Origin of the sequence: Corynebacterium sp. MSK044 (genome assembly GCF_030232825.1) — a bacterium.
GTDB lineage: Bacteria > Actinomycetota > Actinomycetes > Mycobacteriales > Mycobacteriaceae > Corynebacterium.
Genome location: NZ_JASPJJ010000004.1, coordinates 122,231 through 141,978, shown reverse-complemented (window position 1 = coordinate 141,978; position 19,748 = coordinate 122,231). Strand labels below are relative to the sequence as shown.

Here is a 19,748-nt window from a genome sequence, read left to right as displayed (position 1 = left end):
CAAAAAGAAGATAACCCAGAATTTTGTAGAGGTGACCCATGGCCAAGATCATTTGGACAAAGACGGACGAGGCACCACTGCTGGCAACGTACTCACTGAAGCCCATCGTGGAGGCTTTCGCGTCAAACGCAGGCGTAGACGTAGACACGTACGACATTTCCCTAGCCGGCCGCATCCTCGCGCAGTTCCCGGACTACCTGGAGGAAGACCAGCGTGTCCCGGACTACTTGGCACTGTTGGGTGATCTGTCTAAGACGCCGGAAGCCAACATCGTGAAGCTGCCGAACATCTCCGCTTCCCTGGTGCAGCTGAAAAACGCCATCAAGGAACTGCAGGACGCTGGTTTTGCCATCCCGGATTACCCGGTGAACCCACAGACCGACGAAGAGCGCGACATCCTCAGCCGCTACGACGCGGTGAAGGGCTCCGCCGTGAACCCGGTCCTGCGCCAGGGCAACTCTGACCGCCGCGCGCCGCGCTCCGTAAAGAACTTCGCGCGCAAGAACCCGCACTCCATGGGTGCGTGGTCTAAGGACTCCAAGACGAACGTGGCCACGATGGATGCTAATGACTTCCGCCACAACGAGAAGTCCGTCATCCTCGACCGCGATGACACGCTGACGCTGAAGCTCACCGGCACTGATGGTCAGGAGAAGGTCTTCCGCGACGACATGTCGGTGGACAAGGGCGACGTTGTGGACGCAACCTTCATGTCTGCGCGTGCACTCGATGCCTTCCTGCTGGACACCGTCAAGCGCGCTAAGGACGAGGGCATCCTCTACTCCATCCACCTCAAGGCCACCATGATGAAGGTCTCCGACCCGATCATGTTCGGCCACGTTGTCCGCGCCTTCTTCAAGGACGTCTACGACCAGTACGGTGCACAGCTCATGGCTGCTGGCCTCGACGGCGAGTCCGGCCTGGGCGCGATCTACTCCGGCCTGTCCGAGTTGGACAACGGCGAAGAGATCCGCGCTGCCTTTGACAAGGCCATGGCTGATGGCCCGGACCTGGCGCAGGTGAACTCCCACAAGGGCATCACCAACCTCCACGTGCCGTCTGACGTCATCGTGGATGCTTCCATGCCCGCCATGATCCGTAACTCCGGCCAGATGTGGAACGCCGATGACAAGCCGCAGGACACCCTGGCTGTCATCCCAGATTCCTCCTACGCCGGCGTGTACCAGGTGGTCATCGACGACTGCCGCGAGAACGGCGCCTACGACCCCACCACCATGGGCACCTCCCCCAACGTTGGCCTCATGGCCCGCAAAGCTGAGGAGTACGGCTCCCACAACAAGACCTTCAAGATGCCTTTCGACGGCACGATGCAGGTCATCTCCTCCACCGGCGACGTCCTGCTGTCCCACGAGGTTGAAGCCGGCGACATCTGGCGCTCCTGCCACACCCGCGGCGACGCCATCGAGGACTGGGTCAAGCTCGCTGTTGACCGTGCACACAAGTCGGGTATGAAGGCTGTGTTCTGGCTCGATCCACAGCGTGAGCACGACGCCAACATCCAGAAGTTGGCCGAAGCACAGCTGGCCAACCTGGACACTGACAGCACCGACATTTCGTTTGCGTCGCCGGAAGAGGCCACCAAGATCACCGTCGACCGCATTCGCCGTGGCGAGGACACCATCTCCGTCACCGGTAACGTGCTGCGTGACTACAACACCGACCTCTTCCCCATCCTTGAGCTGGGCACCTCCGCGAAGATGCTGTCCGTCGTCCCGCTCATGGCTGGTGGTGGTCTGTTTGAGACGGGTGCTGGCGGTTCCGCACCGAAGCACGTCCAGCAGGTCCAGGAAGAAAACCACCTGCGCTGGGATTCCCTGGGCGAGTACCTCGCGCTGACCGAGTCCTTCTTCCACGAGGAAGACAAGCACGAGAATGCACGCGCTGGTGTGCTGGGCCGTACCCTGGACCGCGCCATCGAGCGCTACCTGGATGAGGGTCGCTCCCCGTCCCGCAAGGTCGGCGAGATCGATGACCGTGGCTCCCACTACTACATCGCCGCCTACTGGGCTGATGAGCTGGCCAAGCAGGACGAGGATGCAGAGCTCGCAGCAGGCTTTACCGCGATTGCTAAGGACCTCGCCGACAACGAGGTCAAGATCAACGAAGAACTCCTCGCCGTCCAAGGCTCCCCTGCTGATCTCGGCGGCTACTACTGGCCGGACGACGAGAAGACCACCAAGGTCATGCGTCCGTCGGAGACCTTCAACCGGATCATCGACCGGACTGAGGACAACTAGCTCCGTTTACGTGAGTTAAACGATTAGGGTGTGCCCGCTCGGCAGTTTGGCCGGGCGGGCACACCCTTTTGCTGCTTCCCCCGGACTAGGAAAAATAACCCTTCATGTACTCCTGCGATCCGATCCCCACCGAATCAAAGAACTTAGCCATGTCGACTTCTTCCTGGAAGTACTCCAACTCATCCTCAGCCCCAGCGGCCTCCGCTTCCCTCATGTCTCGCATTGCGTCCTGAAGGGCATACGGTTGCCACACAGTGAGACCTAACTTCTCAAAGACATAGCTCGACGGAGCCTCCTCTTCATTGATCCGTGCACCATCATTGGATGCCATGAGCACCTCCGCGCATTCGATAGCGTTCATGCGCGACAAGGTATGCCCTTCCCACTCAACGTCAACGCCGTCCTTCTTCGGGTTGGTGGCACATTCCATGAACTCCACCCCGCCCCGGCCAAGGTGCACCTGAATGCGCGCGGCGTTGAAGTAAAGCGTGGTGTCAGTCGAACCGCCCTCTGGCTGCCCGAGTACCGAACGCACCTGCTCGGCACTATCGCCAAAACGGACAGTGCCATCGCCGAAAGGCGCTTGGAAGTGGGCCCCTTCGTGTGAGATCAATTGAATCGAGGCGGACATCGGCCCTCCTTCGTGGTGAACAGATTTTCTCCGATAATAGCCTCCATTAATGCCGTATGCTGACCGGTTTCTACCCTCACCGCGCAATTTAAATTCACCCATTCGACACTGGCCCAGCGACCAAATAGACAGCTTGGTCCGCTTATTTCACATTTGAACGGACCGAGCACCCCATTACCGCTTGCGCGCCCCCACGGGCGACTCCTACTTTTAGGGACATGTCTCAGTACAACAACACTGCCGCTAATGATTGGTCCTTTGACACCCGCGCCATCCACGCGGGCCAGAACGTCGACTCCGATACCGGCGCCCGCAATCAGCCGATCTACATGACCACGTCCTACGTCTTCGAGGACACCCAGAACGCTCATGACCGTTTCGCCCTGACTAATCCGGGCCCGATTTACACCCGTATTACGAACCCGACGCAGGAGGCGCTGGAGAACCGTCTCGCGTCGCTGGAGGGCGGCGTGGCAGCCGTCGCTTTCGCCTCCGGCATGGCGGCTGAGGTCGCGGCTATTACGAACCTGGCGAGCGCCGGCGACCACATTGTCACCTCCCCGCGCCTCTACGGCGGCACGGAGACGCTCTTTGAGGTCACGCTCCCCCGCCTGGGCATTGAGGTTGGCTTCGTGGACAACCCGGATGATCCGGAGAGCTGGCAGGCAGCCGTGAAGCCGAACACGAAGGCGTTCTACGGCGAAACCTTCGGCAACCCGATCGCGGACATCCTGGACATCCCGGCTGTCGCGGAGGTCGCCCACCGCAACAAGGTGCCGCTCATCGTGGATAACACCATGGCCACCGCCGCGCTGGTCAGGCCGTTGGAGCTCGGCGCGGACATCGTCATCGTGTCCACCACGAAGTTCTACAGCGGCAATGGCGCAGCTCTCGGCGGCGCGCTTATCGACGGCGGCTCCTTCGACTGGACCGCCACCCGCGACGGCGAACCCGTCTTCCCCTACTTCGTTAACCCGGATCCGGCCTACCACGGTCTCGTCTACGCCGACCTTGGCCCCGCAGCCTTCGCCGTGAAGGCCCGCGCCGGTATCCTGCGTGACACCGGTGCCGCGATCTCCCCGTTCAACGCGTGGGTGACGCTGCAGGGGATTGATACGTTGGGGTTGCGCGTCGATAAGCACAATGAGAATGCGCTGAAGGTGGCCGAGTACCTCGCAGCCAAGGACGAGGTCGCGCACGTCAACTTCGCTGGTCTGCCGTCCTCCCCGCACTACGGCACGAAGGAGAAGCTCGGCCTGAAGTACACCGGCTCGGTCCTTTCCTTCGACCTCGCCGCCTCCGATCCCACGGTTGCACGTGAACAGGCATGGGCATTTATCGACGCCCTCAATCTCCACTCCAACCTCGCCAACATCGGCGACGTCCGCTCCCTCGTCGTCCACCCGGCGTCCACAACGCACTCCCAGTCGAACGAGGAAGGTCTGAAGCGCGCCGGCATCACTCAGGGCACGATCCGCCTGTCCGTGGGTATCGAGGATGTCGCCGACATCATCGCTGACCTCGAGCGTGGCTTTGCTGCTATCTCATGATCACCCTCCCACCCGAAGGTGAACTAGCCACCCAACGCATCGGCGACCTCACCACGGAAGCCGGCGCGCTCATCCACGATGTGGAGATCGCCTACCAGCGTTGGGGTGAGTTCAGTGGCGACTCCCACGGCCGCAACAACCTCATCGTCGTCGAGCACGCTTTGACGGGTGACTCGAACGTGGCCGACTGGTGGGGCGATCTCATCGGGCCTGGTGCGCCGCTGGACACCGACCGCTTCTGCGTCCTGTGCACCAACGTCCTCGGCGGCTGCTCTGGCTCCACGGGCCCTTCGAGCCCGCACCCCGATGGCGGCGCGTGGGGCTCTCGCTTCCCCGCCATTTCCATCCGCGACCAGGTACGCGCCGAAGCAATCTTCTTGGAAGCGTTGGGCATCAACAGCATGCACGCCGTCATCGGTGGCTCCATGGGCGGTGCGCGCGCCCTCGAGTGGACGCTCATGTATCCGGACTGGGCAAACTACTCGTGTGTCATCGCAATGTCCGCCCGCGCATCTGCCTGGCAGATCGGTATTCAAACCGCCCAGATTTCTTCCATCGTGCGCGACCCGGACTGGCAGGGTGGTGACTACTACGGCACTGGTTCCTCCCCCGATGCGGGCCTGGCTGCTGCGCGCCGCATCGCCCACCTCACCTACCGTGGCGAGCAGGAAATCGACGAGCGCTTCGGCACCATGCCCCAACCCGGCGAAAACCCCCTGGGCACTCACCGTGACGAACAACAGCGCTTCGCGGTGCAAAGCTACCTCGACCATCAAGGCGAGCAGCTCGTCAAGCGTTTCGACGCCGGCTCCTACGTCACCATCACCGAATCCCTCTCCCGCCACGACATCGGCCGTGGTCGCGGCGGACTCAACCGCGCACTGGCCCAGATCAACGTGCCCACCATGGTTGTTGGCGTGGACACGGACATCTTGTATCCGTTCCACCAGCAGGAACACTTGTCACGCAATATTGGCAACCTGCTGGCCATGAACAAGATCGTCTCCCCTGTCGGCCACGATGCCTTCCTTGTGGAGACCCGCCAGATGGGCCACATCCTGCGCAACTTCATCGCGCTGGCCGACCAGACCCCCTCGGCCACTGACCTAGCCAAGCAGCGCGGCAACTACGAGATCTAGCCCACCACCAGTACGAATGCGTGGGTCTAGGCGTTCGGCTCTGTCCTGTAGTCGCCGTGCAGCGGGTATTTGAACCACACTGAATCGGGGTGGTTCAACCGCACCCACATCATGTCGCGGTAGTCCAGGGTTTCTTCATCGAGAATCTCCTGCCATTTCGCGCGCCCGAGTAGGTACTGGTCCACATGGTCGCGCCAACTCTCCGAATACTCCCGGGTGAGGGCAAGCGCAGCAGAGGAAATGTGCAGGTACTGGTCCAGATCGATCATTCCGATGATGCACCCGATTCGGGCTAAGCGGGCAGCGCGCCCAATATCCCACCCCACAAGGGTGCTCGGAAGCTTCTGCGGGATCAGCTTCTCGTTGTGCTCCTGAGTGTAGAGGTCGAGGCAGACTTCAAGCCGCTCCCGCAAGAAGTCTTCTGGGATCTCGGTGTCCCGGAGGTCAGCCACCGCTGCCTCAATGATCTGCGGGACCGAATCGTCTCGCTGCTCGAAAGGAAGATCGGCGAGCTGTTGCATATAAGGACGTAGAACCTCATACTCCGCATCGCCTGGGTCGCCCAACAAAGATGAGACCACGTCGAGCAGGTCATCCGGGGTATTGATCCCCCACCCCTGGGCGAGAAGCATCTTGAAATGCTCGTATGCCGCCTGCTGATCGGGGCCCGCCTGCGGCGTGATCACTTGCGGAGGCGCATCCATCGGTGCCTTTTCGGACTCGCCAAACGGCATCATGAGCGAGACTGCCAGGCCACCTTCAATCGGAAGCGCCCCTGTCTCCACATGGTTGAGTTCCATTTCCCCGGGCTCAATCGCCCGGTCCATGTGCTCGTCGTAATTTTTCGACAATTCGAGCGCCATGGCTCCCCGCATGGAAAAGTGGCCCTTTTTCTTCTTTTTCTTTTTCTTATTCCAGCCGAACATGACTCAAGACTACCGCACTGAGCAGGGGCAGCTAGCTACCCAGGGCGTCCACCGACACCGCCAGCCACACGAGGGCGGTGCCCGTAACTCCGGTGAAAATCGCGTCGAAACGCCTCGAGCGCACCGCGAGCAAACCCATCACCTGTGAATCGCACGTGAGGCGGCAGGCGGTCAGCCACAGCATGGCCATGCCAAGGGTGAAGGTGGCGCGGCGCCAGTGTTCCGTCACGGAAAACAGGGTGGCCACTACAAACCCGAGCGCGAACAGCCCCACCATCACCTGCTGCAGGCGCAGAGGCAGCTTTGATGGTGGGTTGTAGATGTCGTGTGGGTTGTCCAGGCTCGGCGGCAGCGCAGAACCCGGCCTGGACGGTTGGTTACTGTGCGTCGGCAAGGTGCTCGGCACGCTCCACGATGTTGCGCACCAAGAAGGTGCGGGTCATGGGGCCAACGCCACCCGGGTTCGGGGAGACCCAACCGGCCTTCTCCCAGACGTCGGGGTGGACGTCGCCGGTGGTTTTGCCGTCGACACGCGAAACGCCAACATCGAGCACCGCGGCGCCTTCTTTGACCATGTCGGCGGTGATCATGTGGGGCTTGCCGGCGGCGGCGATGATCACGTCGGCGCGCCGAGTCTCAGCGGTGAGGTCCTTGGTACCGGTGTGGCAGAGCACGGCGGTGGCGTTAACGTCACGCTTGGTCAGCATGAGGCCAATCGGGCGGCCGACGGTCACGCCGCGGCCGATGACGCACACGATCGCACCGTCCAAGTTCACGCCGAAACGCTCCAGCAGAGCCAGCGAACCATTCGGGGTGCACGGCAGTGGCGCTGGCTCGTTGAGCACGAGGCGACCCAGGTTGACCGGGTGCAGGCCATCGGCGTCCTTGTCCGGGTCGATGAGGCCCAGCACGCGGTTCTCATCCAGGTGCTTCGGCAGGGGCAGCTGCACGATGTAGCCGGTCACAGCCGGATCATTGTTCAGATCCTCGATCACGGCGTCGAGCTCTTCCTGCGTGCAGTCGCCAGGAAGTTCCTTCATGATCGACGCGATGCCCAGCTGCTCACAGTCCTTGTGCTTCATGCGCACGTAGTTCTGGCTCGCCGGGTCCTCACCCACCAGCACCGTGGCCAGTCCCGGCGTGATTCCCCGCTCCTTCAAGCGAGCCACGCGGGCCTCAAGATCCGCGAAAATCTCCTCGCGGTAGAGCTTTCCATCCAATTTGATCGCAGTCACGGCCACCATCTTAGACTTTGATGTGTGCTTCACGTGATCTTCGACAACCCCGTCATCCCGCCGAACACCGGCAACGCCATCCGCATGTGCGCGGGCACGGGTGCCACGCTGCACCTCGTGCGACCTCTTGGGTTCTCGCTCGATGACAAGCATTTGCGCCGATCAGGGCTCGATTATCACGATCTTGCGCACGTTGAGGTCCACGATGACCTCGACGCATGCTTTTCGCTTCTCGACGGCAACATCTACGCCTTCACCACCTCCGCTACGCGCAGCTTCGCGGAGGTTGCGTACCAGCCGGGAGATGCGCTGCTGTTTGGCACTGAACCTACTGGCCTGCCACATGAGCATTCCCACCACGAACGCGTGACTGATCAGCTGCGCATCCCCATGCTGCCGGGGCGCCGGTCGATGAATCTGTCCAACTCTGCGGCGGTGGCTACATATGAGGCGTGGCGTCAGTTGGGGTTCCCTGGCGGGGTGTAACCGGCGGTAACTCACGGGCGCTCAGGGCTTCGACGAGCTCCCAGGCCTCGTCGAGCTCTAGGTCACGCGCCGTCATCCTGACTGGGCCTGGCACGAGGTCAAAGCGGACGCTCGCCACCTTAAGAGCGCGTTGAACTGGGCCAATGCGCAGCGTAACCTCTTGGATGTGGGGTACTTCCACGAATTCCACCCGCCGGCTCAACAGGCCGTGGCTGGTGGTGGCATAGGTGGTGTCCCCGAAATCCCCGATCGGGGTGAGGGCAAGGGCTTGGCGCGACGCATCAATCGGTGAGGCCACACGTGCCCGGCGCGGGGACTTCAGGTCCCAGTCCGGGCTGACAATCAGTTCGCGTGGCAGCGGACTGATGGCCTCAATGAGCTCAAGGGCTTGCTCATAGGACCCCACCGGCAGCAAGCGCGATGTACCCGAGGCTTTGTTGGACTCACGGCCATAACCAGCAATATTCACGGTGACTGTCCACCATCCGAACAGACGCCACAGCACCGGCTGCGACAACCCAATCGCGTGAATCCGGTCCAGCGGCACCGCTTGGGTGCGGCGGTTGGCCAACCCATACGACAGGTGCAACACGTCCCCGTCCAAAGTGGCATTGTAGCGCCAGGACTGGTCAATCTGCCGCCAGATCTGCGGGATGAAACCCACGAGCACCGGCACAATCACGGTCACTGAAAAGTCGGTGACGGTGGGGAGGAGGGACCAGGAGAGGGCGAAGAGCGTCGATAAGCGAAGGGCTGCACCCACGAGCGAACGCGCAACAGGAATGGGTGGGACGAGGTATCCGCCCTGCGGCTTTTCGGGCGGGGCGATCTTGTGCAGGATCTCCGCGCGGATGGCTTCGGCCTCACTGCGGGTGAGGTAGCCGATCTCGATCGCGGAATTCGAGCCGCCGGCCGCCTCAACGCGCACCTCGGCGAGACCAAAGAGGCGTGGCGCGAACGGCTCGACAACATCAACCGCCTGGATACGGTCATAGCGCGCGGACCGCACCTGCGTGGAAATGACGCCGCGGCGCAGCTCCAGCTCATCCTCCCCCAGGCGGAAACCCGTGCGCGCCCACCAGATCTGCGACACCGCGAAAACCAGCGCGAGCACCCCCAGCACCCCACCTGCGATCTGCGCGATCAGCAGAGCTGTGACCTGCTGGTCCCGCAGCGCGTTGGCCACGAAGGTGGCAAAGTTGAACACCACGATCGTGGCCAACGCCACCACCGTCGCCCACACGCGCAACAGCGGGGTGAGACGGTGAACCCGGCGGAAGTCCTCGGTCACAGGCCACTCATCCGTTCGCGCGCGTTGATGGCCAGGCGCTCACGCAGCGCGTCTGCCTCCGCGGCAGGCAGACCCGGGATGCGCGCGTCCGACGTAGCCGACGCGGTATGAAGGCTCACATCCTTCAGCCCCAGGAGCCTCGTGAATGGGCCGCTGGTGACATCCACGAACTGGATGCGGCCATACGGCACCAGCGTGAATGTCTGGCGGAGCTTACCTTTGGTGATCAGCAGCTCATCCTCGGTTTCCCACCACGCCGTGTTGCGCACGCGCAGTGGAATCATGATGAGCTGGAACACGTACCACGCCCCGACGGTGGCAGCGCCGGTCCACCACCAGCCGCCGTAGAGAAGCTGGGGCACGATGAAGCACGCCGCCAGCACCAGCGCCCATAGGGTTTGGGAGGCATACCGCGCAAGGATGAGCTTCCGCGACACCGGATTCATCTCTGCCGCCGTCGTGGGCAGGCGTAGCGCCGGCGCATCGGTCCGTGCATGACGCCCGGCGCGGGCAGAATCGGCGCTGTTCATGGGTACGTACCCTACCGCGTGGACACCTCGCCCGTCAGCCGCGCCACCGGCGCCAAGAACTGCGGGCGCGCCACCACAACCGCGGCCGCGACGACAACCAGTGACACGAGGAACATGATCAGGCCCGTCCAGTCGCTCGCATATTCATTCGGGTCCACAGAACCGCGCGCCGCGTACATCGTGTTCAAGTTGCGCAGCACACCCGTGGTGAGCACCAAGCCCACATGCACCACCACGAACACCAGGAAATACACCAGCACCGGGAAGTGCACCGCGCGCGCAACCGGCGCCGGGAACAGCTTGTTCGCCGTCTTCCACTCGTTGCGCCACCACATGCTCATGCGCGCACCCGACGCGATCGCCAGCGGCGCCGCAACAAACACCGTGACAAAGTACGCCAGCTGCTGCAGCGCGTTGTAGTACACCCAGCCGTTCTCCGTCGGCCAATCCAAACTCAGGTACTGCAGGCCCGCCGACACCGCATTCGGGAACACATCCCAGCTCGTGGGCACGATGCGCATCCATTGGTCCGTCGCGAACAGCAGGATTGTGAAAATGACGCCGTTCAGCACCCACAGCACGTCCAGCACCAGGTGGAACCAGAGCACCAGGCTGATCTTTCTCCCACCCTTCTTGGGCCGCCAATACGCCTCGGGTTTCCGCTGGCCACGCACCTGCAGACCCGTCCGAATAATCAGCACCATCAGGAACATGTTGAAAAAGTGCGCCCAATTCAACCACACCGGAATCCCCACCGGCGCGCTCTCCGGCATCGGCGCGGGGCCCGGGTAAGCCTCAAGGAAAGACTGTCCAGTGTCAGAGCCCAAAAAGCTTCTCGACGCCCACACCCCCACCCCCAACACCACAACCCCAACCAAAACCCAAAGGAGCAAGCGCTTCAGCGCTGCGCTCCGAGCTGGTTCTTGGGCTGGCTTCTCTGCTGTCTGCTTCGTGGCTTCCTGCACGGGCTGCGGAGCCGGAGCTGGCGCCGGGGTTGCTGGCGTCGGGGTCGCTGGCACCGGGGTCGCCACACCACCCGGCGGTTTCGGTGCCGCAGGCACTGCAGAAGCTACAGGAGGCACGGGCACGGCGGCCACTGGTGGCGCCGGAGGGGTCGGCGGCGCGGGCGGTGCAACAGCCGTCGGCGGAGCAGGAGGGGTCGGCGCAGCTGGTGGCGCCGGAGGCGCCGGCGAAGCTGGCGCAGCAGAAGGCGCTGGAGGCGCTGGTGGCGCCGGCGGTTGTGGCACGGACGACGGGCTGGGCACCGCCGGAATGTCCTGGGACGATGCTGCCTTCGGGATATTGTTGCTAGTCATTGCTGCTTAGACTATCCAAGCACGATGACGAGGCGGAATCCGGCTGCTTCCAGCATGCCGATTATCTTCGTGTGATCTTCCGTCCCTAGGCCAGCATCCAGATCGACAAAACATCGACAAACAAGGAACTTCGAAGCCAAGCAAGAAGCCTGTTCGCCCCCTTTCTGAAATAGAGGGCAAGCAGTACCATATTCAGTACTAAGGGGGTTTGAGGAGAATGCACATGAATGCTGACAAATACACCTACCAGGTTGGCTGGTCACAAGCAGACGGACAGTTCGTCGCCACTGTCCGGGAGTTCCCGTCGTTGTCATGGCTGGAAGACTCCCGAGACGAGGCCGAAAAGGGCATCCTCTCTCTTGTCGAAGAAGTCTTGGCCGACCTCCTGAAAAGTGGCGAGCCTATCCCGCAGCCACTCGGCATGCGCGAATTCTCGGGGCGTTTCAATGTTCGGATTTCCCCGTCGCTTCACCGCCGGCTCGTGCAGGAAGCTGAAAATGAAGGGATTTCCCTAAACGCGCTGGTGTCCCAAAAGTTAGCTTCCGCGTAATCGCAACACCCAGCAGCGACTGGAGGGTGAAGGACTTCAACACCTCGCACGGTCTACCAGAAGCCCAAAACGCACCTACCAGCACTTATGCATTCTCGGGTTGGGTTGCGCGTGCAAATCCTTCACCGATCCGACCGGCCTATCGGAAATCGCGGGATCCGCGGGAGAGCCAGTCGCCCATGTTGAGGGGTTCGAGTTTGTCCGCAAGAACACTGGCGGCACCGGAGGCGTTTTCGACGATGCCACGCACAATAAGGGCTTTCGCGGTGCGGGCAAGGACTTTTTGTCGCTTCCACAAACCAGTGGGAATGACCACGTTCATAAGCCCGGTCTCGTCCTCCATACCCAGGAAGGTGACACCGGCGGCGGTGGAAGGGCGCTGGCGGTGGGTGATCACACCGGCGATGCGGATGCGGGTGCCGTCGGGGACCCGTTTAAGGCCACTGGCGGGAACAACACTCAAAGCATCCAAGTGCGCGCGGACCATCTCAACGGGCATGAGGCCGGGCGTGACACCGGTGGCCACAATGTCGGCAGCCATGAGTTCGAAGGCGTTCATGCCGGGGAGGGCAGGCGCCTCAATAGCCGAAAGTCCAGGCAGCATGCCCTCGCGTTCGGTAGCGGCGATGCCGGATTGCCAGAGGGCTTGGCGGCGGTCCACCCCAAAACATCCCAATGCACCCGCCCGCGCGAGAGCTTCGACGTGCTCCACGGTGAGGTCCGCGCGGCGGGATAGATCCGGAATATCGGCGAAGGGCCGAACCGTTTGCGCAACCTCGATGCGCGAGGCCGCCTTCCCGCCAAGACCTTTGATCAGGTTCAACCCCACGCGGATGGTGCCGGAGTCGATGCAGCGGGCCTCCACACCAGACTCGTTGACGTCCACGGGCAGGACCACAATCCCATGGCGGCGCGCGTCTTGGATGAGGGACTGTGGCGAGTAGAAACCCATCGGCTGCGCCCGCAACAGCCCCACGCAGAATTCCGCCGGGTAGTAGTGCTTGAACCAGGCCGAAAAGTACACCAAGGAGGCAAAAGACTGGGAGTGGGATTCCGGGAAACCGTAAGCAGCGAAGGCGACGATCTTCTGCCAGAGGCTCTCCGCCACGTCCTGCTCAATCGAGTTGGTTTCCCAACAGCCCGAGAAAAATCGCGCCTTGAGAGAAGCCATCTTCGCCGGCGAACGCTTCGACCCCATGGCGCGACGCAACGAGTCTGCCTCTGCCCCGCTGAAACCGGCGGCGTCGACAGCAATTTGCATGAGCTGCTCCTGGAACAGCGGGATCCCCAGGGTTTTACCCAGGGAACGCTCCAGCACCGGATGGTCGTACGTGACCGGTTCCCGGCCGTCGCGGCGCCGCAGATACGGGTGGACGGATCCGCCCTGGATCGGGCCCGGTCTGATCAGGGCCACTTCCACCACCAAGTCAAAGAAGCAGCGCGGTTTCAGCCGCGGCAGGGTGTTCATCTGAGCGCGGGATTCCACTTGGAAAACGCCGACGGCGTCGGCGCGGGAGAGCATTGAGTACACGGCGGCGTCGTCAAGCGAAAGCTCCCATAGGCGCACCTCGCGGCCGGTGGTTTCGCGCACGAGGTCAATCATGTGGTGCAGCGCTTCGAGCATGCCCAGGCCCAGCAGATCGAACTTGACTAGGCCGGCGGCGGCGCAATCGTCCTTGTCCCACTGCACGACCGAGCGGCCTTCCATGCGTGCCCACTCCACGGGGACAACGTCGGCGATGGGGCGGTCGCAGATCACCATGCCACCAGAATGAATGCCCAGGTGGCGTGGTTGCCCTTTGAGTTGCGCAGCCAAGGACTCAACACGCGGTGGGGGCGAGGCCAGGCCCTTCGACCACGCATCCGCCGCGCCCTGCGGGTAGCCGAGCGCACGGGCGGCGTCACGCACCGCGCCCTTCGTGCGGTACGTGATCACGTTGGCCACCTGCGCAGCATTGTCCCGGCCGTAGGTGCGGTAGACGTACTGGATAACTTCTTCGCGGCGGCCGGACTCAATATCAATGTCAATATCCGGCGGGCCGTCGCGGTCTGGTGAGAGGAAACGCTCAAACAGCAGCTGCGCGCCGATCGGTTCCACGTTGGTGATGCCAAGCGCAAAGCACACCGCCGAATTCGCCGCCGAGCCGCGCCCCTGACACAAGATGTTGGACTCGTGGCAGAAATCCACCAGGTCATTGACAATGAGGAAGTAACCAGGAAAACCAAGTTGCTCGATGACGCGCAGTTCGCGCTCAATCTGCGCGAGAGCTTGTTCTTGCAGGTCAGCAGACCGCGTGGCGTAGCGTTCACGGCCGCGTTCGGCCACGAGGTGGGTCAGCCAGCTCATCTCATCGTGTCCCTCGGGCGTGGGGCATTGCGGCAGTTCAGGCGCCACCAGGTCGAGGGTGAAGGCGCATTCTTCTGCGAGTTTCACGGTCTCCGCGATCATGGCAGCGCCGTCAGGCACCATCGCCGCGAGTTGCTCGCCCGAGCGCAACCACGGCGCACCCATCGGATGCAGGTCCGCGTATGCTGCGCCGATTGCTTCTCGACGCCCCAACGCCCTCTTCGCCCCCGCCACCCTCGCCCCATCCCGCGTGGCTGCCCCCGGGGCGGCGGTGAGAATTTCCCGCAGACCGGGCGGGCCGGCAGCGCGCAGGATGGCGTGGTGGTCCGCGTCTTCGGGCAGCATCGTCGCCTCGTACTCCTTGACCACGTTGGTGGTACCGAAGCATTCCACGAGCTCATCGAGTCGGTCTGCCCACCGCCAGCCCGCCAACACGATGCAGGTCCCGGCGAGTTCTTTGGCAATCGTCGGGAGCGATGGATAGTGCACCACGCCCTTCTCCCCCGAGGCCATGTGCGCCCCCGCCATGAGGTGCGATAGGCGCCGGTATCCCTCCGCGCCGCGAGCAAGCATCGGCAGTGGCGCGTGAGTCAGGCCGAGCTCTGCCCCAAATACCGTAGGCAGCCCTACCTCCGCGGCGGCTTCGGCGAATTTCACGGCGCCATAGAAACCATCACGGTCCAGCAGACCAAGGGCACTCAAGCCGAGTTCGTGGGCGCGGGCTACCAACTCCTCAGGTTCGCTAGCACCTCCGGTATCGCTGAGGAAACTGTAGGTGGACACGGCGTGGAGTTCTGCGAAGGGAATCGCCGCGGTGCCACGCGGGCCGGCCAGAGGACGCTTGACCGACCGTTCCAGCCGGTCAACCGGCACAACGGCGGCCCCGGGGCGGCCGGAGAGGATGCGTTCCAGCTGCGCCCAGGACAATGCTCTGCCACCATTGAATCGCACGCAACTATCGTACGCATATTCGATGCCGTGAACCGAACGGACGTTTGATTATATTCGCTAAGAAACTCCAAACGGGATCGGAACTAGACTAAGCGGTACACACGGTGATAGATTTTCCCAGACACTTCAACCCCTACTAAGAAAGTGCAGGACGCGACATGCGCCTCAACCGTGTTATCGCAACCGCCGCGGCTTCCATTCTGGCAGCTACTGGCCTCGTTGCATGCTCCTCTGACTCCACTGACAACGCTGCTCCGAAGGACGGCGAGAACCAGGTCGTGCGCATCGGTACGACCGACTCTGACCAGAAGGCTTGGTCTGTATTCCTTGACAAGGCCAAGGAAGCTGGCATCGACCTGGAGCTGGTTCCTTTCACCGAGTACACCCCGGTGAACCCAGCACTGGCTGAGGGTCAGCTTGACCTGAACAAGTTCCAACACATCCTGTACCTGGCTCAGTACAAGGCTTCTTCTGGCAAGGACCTGCGCATCATCGGTTCCGCTGAGATCAACACCCTGGGCCTGTTCTGGAAGGACCACGATTCCCTCGACGGCATCGAGGGCGAGAAGGTTGCTATCCCGAACGACCCGTCCAACCAGGGCCGCGCGATCAACGTGCTCGTCCAGGCTGGCCTGGTCACGGTGAAGGAGGGCACTGACCCGCTGAACCCGACCCCGGCTGACATTGACAAGGATGCTTCCAAGGTTGAGGTCACCCCGGTTGATGCTTCCCAGACGCCGACTGCCTACAACCAGGGCGACCCGGCGATCATCAACAACAACTGGCTCTCCCGCGCTGGTATCGACGCATCCACTGCTGTCGCTTCCGACGACCCGAACTCTGAGCTGGCTGAGCCGTACATCAACATCTTCGCTGTTCGCGCAGAGGACATTGATAACCCGACCTACGACAAGCTCGTTGAGCTCTGGCAGACCCCTGAGGTTACCGAGGCTCTGAATGAGGACTCCAATGGCACCGCCGTCCAGGTGAACAAGTCCAAGGAGGACCTGAACAAGATCCTCGACCGTCTCGTCGAAGACGCAAAGAACGAGAAGTAAACCTCTATGTCTCGTACTGGCACCCGGATCGAATTCCGGGACGTAAACAAGGTCTTCCGCTCGAAGAAGGGCACGGATGTTGTCGCGCTTGACAGCGTCAGCCTGACGGTTGAGCCGGGGGAGATCCTGGGCGTGATCGGTTACTCGGGTGCCGGCAAGTCCACCCTGGTCCGCATGATCAACGGGCTGGACACCCCGACATCGGGGCAGATTTTGCTGGATGGAACGGACATCGTGGGTATGCCCGCGAAGCAGATGCGTACCGCGCGCCGTTCCATCGGCATGATTTTCCAACAGTTCAACCTGTTCAGCTCGCTCAATGCGGCGGGCAATATTGAGTACCCGCTCAAGATGACCGAGATGAGCAAGGCTGAACGCAAAGCCCGCGTGGCGGAACTGCTCGACTTCGTTGGCCTGTCCGACCGCGGCTCGAACTATCCGGAGCAGCTTTCCGGCGGCCAGAAGCAAAGGGTGGGCATCGCTCGTGCGCTCGCCACAAGCCCTTCGCTTTTGCTTGCCGACGAAGCCACCTCCGCCCTCGACCCCGAAACCACCCAAGAAGTCCTTGACCTGCTGAAGAAGGTCAACGAACAGACCGGCATCACCATCGTGGTGATCACCCACGAGATGGATGTCATCCGGGCCATCGCCGACAAGGTCGCTGTGATGGAAAATGGCAAGGTTGTGGAGCATGGCTCCGTCTACGAGGTCTTCTCCAACCCACAGACGGATGTGTCCAAGAGGTTTGTGGCGACGTCGCTGAGGAATACTCCGTCGAAAAGCGAAGAGCGCGAGCTGCTCCACGCGGGAGAGGGCCGCCTGTTCACCGTGGACCTCACCGCGAACTCCGGCTTCTTCTCCGCGGCCGCGAAACTGCAGGAAGAAGGAGTGGGACTCGACGTTGTGCATGGTTCCGTGACCACGCTGCAAGATCATTCTTTCGGCAAGATGACCGTCCGCCTCACCGGCGAGGATTCTGCTATCGACGAGTTCTACCGCACGATGCAATCCACCACGCACATCCATGAAATCACCGGCACGCAAGGAGATGTGGCCTAAATGATCGAAACACTTCTTGCAGCCGGCGTTGACTGGGACCGCCTCGGCCCCACCTACTGGCAGGCGCTGCTAGACACGCTGTTCATGGTGACCATCACCATGCTTGTCGGCGGGTTCTTCGGCATGCTCCTGGGCCTGTTCCTCTACACCACCCGCGCGGGCGGTGTGCTGCAGAGCCGGCCGATCTACTGGGTGCTGAACATCCTGGTGAACTTCTTCCGGCCCATCCCGTTCATCATCATGATCGCGATGCTCTACTCCGTCACCCTCGCGGTGGTGGACACGACGATTGGCCGTGAAGCCGCGACATTTGTCATGTGCGTGACCGCGACGTTTACCGTGGCGCGCATCGTGGAACAGAACCTCGTGGCCATTGACCCAGGCGTCATCGAAGCGGCCCGCGCGATGGGTGCCGGCCCGTGGCGCATCATCCGCACCGTGATCATCCCGGAGGCCCTCGGCCCGCTGATTCTGGGCTACACCTTCATCTTCATCGCGGTGATCGACATGTCCGCCATGGCCGGCTACATCGGCGGCGGCGGCCTGGGTGACTTCGCCATCGTCTACGGCTACCGCGCGTACCAGCCTGCGGTGACGTGGGTGGCTGTGATCACCATCGTGATCATCGTGCAGCTGGCCCAGCTTCTGGGCAACTGGCTCTCGGCGAAGGTGATGCGCCGCTAGCCGGGGTGCTAGGTAGGTTGGGCCCCATGAAGGTTGCAGTTTTTGACTTCGACGGGACCCTCCACCACCCCGACGGCGGCATCTCCGCCGCCGACATTTCCGCACTACGTGCCTGGCGTGAAGCCGGGCACGTTGCCATTTGTGCCACCGGTAGATCCCGCAGCAAACTCCGTCGCGGGCTCGCTGGTGCTGAGGGGCTCTTTGACTTCCACGTCCTATCCAACGGCAGCGCTGCCACCACCGCGGATGATCAGCTGCTGTACTCCCACCCGGTGCCCAACCATGTGCTCGGCGAGGCGGTCGCACGCTTTGGCACCACCCCGGGTCTGGCGGTGTGCGGCACGACGTGGGGCGACCATGATGCGATCTTCGCGGACACCACCGCCAGCAACACCAGCGGTAACCTAGGAACTGGGTACGAGCTCATCTCAGGATTCACCACTATGAGCGCCGCCGGCATCCCTGCGCATGACTTCGCCCTGCTGGTCTTCTGGCTCCCCAGCGGCGCGGCGACAACTCCAGGGAACACGGCGGAGATCGTCGCGTGGGCGGCGGCCCACCCCGAAGTCAACTACGCCCGCAACGCCAACTTCATCGACGTCATGGCGCCGGGACGAAACAAAGCAGCCGGGATCAACGACGTTCTAGCGCACCTCGGCCGGGACCGCTCCGAGGTGGAGCTATACACCTTCGGGGATTCCTGGAACGACCTGCCCATGCACGCCATCGCCGACGTCTCGCACAGCTTCCCCTACTCCCCCGCCGACGTGCAGGCCGCCACCAACCACGTTGTGGACTCCGTGGGCGAAACACTGCTTAGTTACTTATCCGCGCACTCCAGCGAATCCACCCGCCAATAGCGCCCCTGCTTCGGCTCATCACCGCACGAGGAGATCACGCCGGAGGCGGCGTGGGTGGAGAGGGTGACGTTGAAGGTACGGGTGGCGTCGACAAGCACAATGCGTGCATGATCCTCGCTGACCTCTTCTGACGCGACGGAGAACTGCCCGTAGGAGACATCCTTGCCTTCGCGCTGAAGGTGCGCAGCAACCGCGACTTCCGCCGCCTGCGCGGGCGGCGACATCAAGCCGCTCCCACGGTTGCCCGGCACGAAATACTGCGCGCGCATCGCCGCAGCCAACATCGCCTCCGTCGCCTCCAGGTTCATGCGGCCGAAACTGTAGCCCCACGGCAACAGCAGCAGCGCCGGAGCGAAACGATGCCCCTTCACGTGCGAGGTCTCCCACACCACATCGCCTGTGCTCTTGAACGGGTAGCGGCGCTCCAGCTCCGCCACCAGCGGGCGACCCTTCACCGCGCAGCACCTGTCACGCTTCGCATGCGTGCACACGAGAAGCAACGGGTTGATGCGCGCCTGGCCACCGTTAAGCCCCGGGCCCGACAAATCAAGATCCAGGATCGCCTCCGGGCCATCAACATGCAGCACTTCCGTCAGCCCGATGTCGGAGAACACCAAGTACAGGTGATGCGACTCAATCACGCGCCCCTCACGCGTTGGGTGGCGGATGAGCTGGAGCGACGCATTGTACTTCTTCAGATGCGCCTTAAGCTTCGCGGTGAGTTCCGCGCCGAAGGTATCGCCGTCCAGGACGTCGTGGCTCCATGGGCCCGGCTCTTCGAAAAGGACATAGACTGTGGCCTGTTTTGCCGTCCCCGGAAGCGGCTCGACCTCAACGTCGGAGCACAAAGTGAAGGAATCGGCAGGCATGGCACTAA

At 62.4% G+C, this 19,748-nt stretch carries 19 protein-coding genes; 10 read left to right on the top strand and 9 right to left on the bottom strand.

Annotation, left to right across the window (positions count from 1 at the left end; all coding sequences use genetic code 11):
- Positions 1-38: 38 nt before the first annotated feature.
- Positions 39-2,258: an NADP-dependent isocitrate dehydrogenase gene (locus tag QP994_RS04300; protein WP_284865502.1), complete on the top strand. Its 2,220-nt coding sequence runs from the start codon at positions 39-41 to the stop codon at positions 2,256-2,258.
- Between the two features lie 85 nt (positions 2,259-2,343).
- Here the strand turns inward: QP994_RS04300 and QP994_RS04295 are convergent, their stop codons facing one another.
- Complete coding sequence (locus QP994_RS04295; RefSeq protein WP_284865501.1) at positions 2,344-2,889, bottom strand: hypothetical protein; 546 nt, start codon at positions 2,887-2,889, stop codon at positions 2,344-2,346.
- Between the two features lie 218 nt (positions 2,890-3,107).
- Here QP994_RS04295 and QP994_RS04290 point away from each other — a divergent pair, with 218 nt between their 5' ends.
- Positions 3,108-4,439, top strand: a complete 1,332-nt coding sequence (locus QP994_RS04290) for an O-acetylhomoserine/O-acetylserine sulfhydrylase (protein ID WP_284865500.1) — start codon at positions 3,108-3,110, stop codon at positions 4,437-4,439.
- On the top strand, positions 4,436-5,578 hold the full coding sequence (metX, locus tag QP994_RS04285; RefSeq protein WP_284865499.1) for a homoserine O-acetyltransferase MetX: 1,143 nt from the start codon (positions 4,436-4,438) through the stop codon (positions 5,576-5,578). The genes QP994_RS04290 and metX overlap by 4 nt, the downstream gene beginning before the upstream one ends.
- A gap of 26 nt (positions 5,579-5,604) precedes the next feature.
- Here metX and QP994_RS04280 read toward each other — a convergent pair whose 3' ends face one another.
- Genes QP994_RS04280 through QP994_RS04270 form a run of 3 tightly spaced genes read right to left on the bottom strand, consistent with a single transcriptional unit; the run spans position 5,605 to position 7,739 of the window.
- Positions 5,605-6,504, bottom strand: a complete 900-nt coding sequence (locus QP994_RS04280) for a DUF1266 domain-containing protein (RefSeq protein WP_284856232.1) — start codon at positions 6,502-6,504, stop codon at positions 5,605-5,607.
- Between the two features lie 31 nt (positions 6,505-6,535).
- On the bottom strand, positions 6,536-6,898 hold the full coding sequence (locus tag QP994_RS04275; protein ID WP_284856233.1) for a DUF3017 domain-containing protein: 363 nt from the start codon (positions 6,896-6,898) through the stop codon (positions 6,536-6,538).
- On the bottom strand, positions 6,882-7,739 hold the full coding sequence (locus QP994_RS04270; protein ID WP_284865498.1) for a bifunctional methylenetetrahydrofolate dehydrogenase/methenyltetrahydrofolate cyclohydrolase: 858 nt from the start codon (positions 7,737-7,739) through the stop codon (positions 6,882-6,884). Before QP994_RS04270 ends, QP994_RS04275 begins: the two co-directional genes overlap by 17 nt.
- Before the next feature lie 84 nt (positions 7,740-7,823).
- Here QP994_RS04270 and QP994_RS04265 point away from each other — a divergent pair, with 84 nt between their 5' ends.
- A complete protein-coding gene (locus tag QP994_RS04265; RefSeq protein WP_284856247.1) occupies positions 7,824-8,225 on the top strand; it encodes a tRNA (cytidine(34)-2'-O)-methyltransferase in 402 nt (133 codons plus the stop codon).
- Here the strand turns inward: QP994_RS04265 and QP994_RS04260 are convergent.
- The 3 genes from QP994_RS04260 to QP994_RS04250 form a co-directional block, all read right to left on the bottom strand.
- Positions 8,179-9,516 carry a PH domain-containing protein gene (locus tag QP994_RS04260; protein WP_284856235.1) on the bottom strand — a complete coding sequence of 446 codons (1,338 nt, stop codon included), beginning with the start codon at positions 9,514-9,516 and terminating at the stop codon, positions 8,179-8,181. The genes QP994_RS04265 and QP994_RS04260 overlap by 47 nt on opposite strands.
- Positions 9,513-9,962, bottom strand: a complete 450-nt coding sequence (locus QP994_RS04255) for a PH domain-containing protein (protein WP_284865513.1) — start codon at positions 9,960-9,962, stop codon at positions 9,513-9,515. Before QP994_RS04255 ends, QP994_RS04260 begins: the two co-directional genes overlap by 4 nt.
- A gap of 95 nt (positions 9,963-10,057) precedes the next feature.
- On the bottom strand, positions 10,058-10,873 hold the full coding sequence (locus QP994_RS04250; RefSeq protein ID WP_284865497.1) for a cytochrome b/b6 domain-containing protein: 816 nt from the start codon (positions 10,871-10,873) through the stop codon (positions 10,058-10,060).
- Here QP994_RS04250 and QP994_RS04245 point away from each other — a divergent pair.
- Together QP994_RS04245 and QP994_RS04240 are read left to right on the top strand one after the other, a co-directional pair.
- Complete coding sequence (locus QP994_RS04245; RefSeq protein WP_284865496.1) at positions 10,860-11,372, top strand: hypothetical protein; 513 nt, start codon at positions 10,860-10,862, stop codon at positions 11,370-11,372. The two genes, QP994_RS04250 and QP994_RS04245, sit on opposite strands and share 14 nt — an antisense overlap.
- A 213-nt stretch (positions 11,373-11,585) precedes the next feature.
- Positions 11,586-11,912: a type II toxin-antitoxin system HicB family antitoxin gene (locus tag QP994_RS04240; RefSeq protein WP_284865495.1), complete on the top strand. Its 327-nt coding sequence runs from the start codon at positions 11,586-11,588 to the stop codon at positions 11,910-11,912.
- A gap of 139 nt (positions 11,913-12,051) precedes the next feature.
- Here the strand turns inward: QP994_RS04240 and QP994_RS04235 are convergent, their stop codons facing one another.
- Positions 12,052-15,210 (bottom strand): error-prone DNA polymerase, encoded by a 3,159-nt coding sequence (locus QP994_RS04235; RefSeq protein ID WP_284865494.1) that lies wholly within the window; start codon positions 15,208-15,210, stop codon positions 12,052-12,054.
- A 158-nt stretch (positions 15,211-15,368) separates the two neighbouring features.
- On the opposite strand from QP994_RS04235, the gene QP994_RS04230 reads away from it, so the two are divergent.
- Genes QP994_RS04230 through QP994_RS04215 form a run of 4 tightly spaced genes read left to right on the top strand, consistent with a single transcriptional unit; the run spans position 15,369 to position 18,871 of the window.
- Positions 15,369-16,268: a MetQ/NlpA family ABC transporter substrate-binding protein gene (locus QP994_RS04230; RefSeq protein ID WP_284856240.1), complete on the top strand. Its 900-nt coding sequence runs from the start codon at positions 15,369-15,371 to the stop codon at positions 16,266-16,268.
- A 6-nt stretch (positions 16,269-16,274) separates the two neighbouring features.
- Positions 16,275-17,327, top strand: a complete 1,053-nt coding sequence (locus tag QP994_RS04225; protein ID WP_284856241.1) for a methionine ABC transporter ATP-binding protein — start codon at positions 16,275-16,277, stop codon at positions 17,325-17,327.
- Positions 17,328-18,011 carry a methionine ABC transporter permease gene (locus tag QP994_RS04220; RefSeq protein ID WP_284856242.1) on the top strand — a complete coding sequence of 228 codons (684 nt, stop codon included), beginning with the start codon at positions 17,328-17,330 and terminating at the stop codon, positions 18,009-18,011.
- A 26-nt stretch (positions 18,012-18,037) separates the two neighbouring features.
- On the top strand, positions 18,038-18,871 hold the full coding sequence (locus tag QP994_RS04215; RefSeq protein WP_284865493.1) for an HAD family hydrolase: 834 nt from the start codon (positions 18,038-18,040) through the stop codon (positions 18,869-18,871).
- On the opposite strand, the gene QP994_RS04210 is transcribed toward QP994_RS04215, so the two are convergent.
- Positions 18,832-19,740 carry a sucrase ferredoxin gene (locus QP994_RS04210; protein ID WP_284865492.1) on the bottom strand — a complete coding sequence of 303 codons (909 nt, stop codon included), beginning with the start codon at positions 19,738-19,740 and terminating at the stop codon, positions 18,832-18,834. The two genes, QP994_RS04215 and QP994_RS04210, sit on opposite strands and share 40 nt — an antisense overlap.
- Between the last annotated feature and the right edge of the window lie 8 nt (positions 19,741-19,748).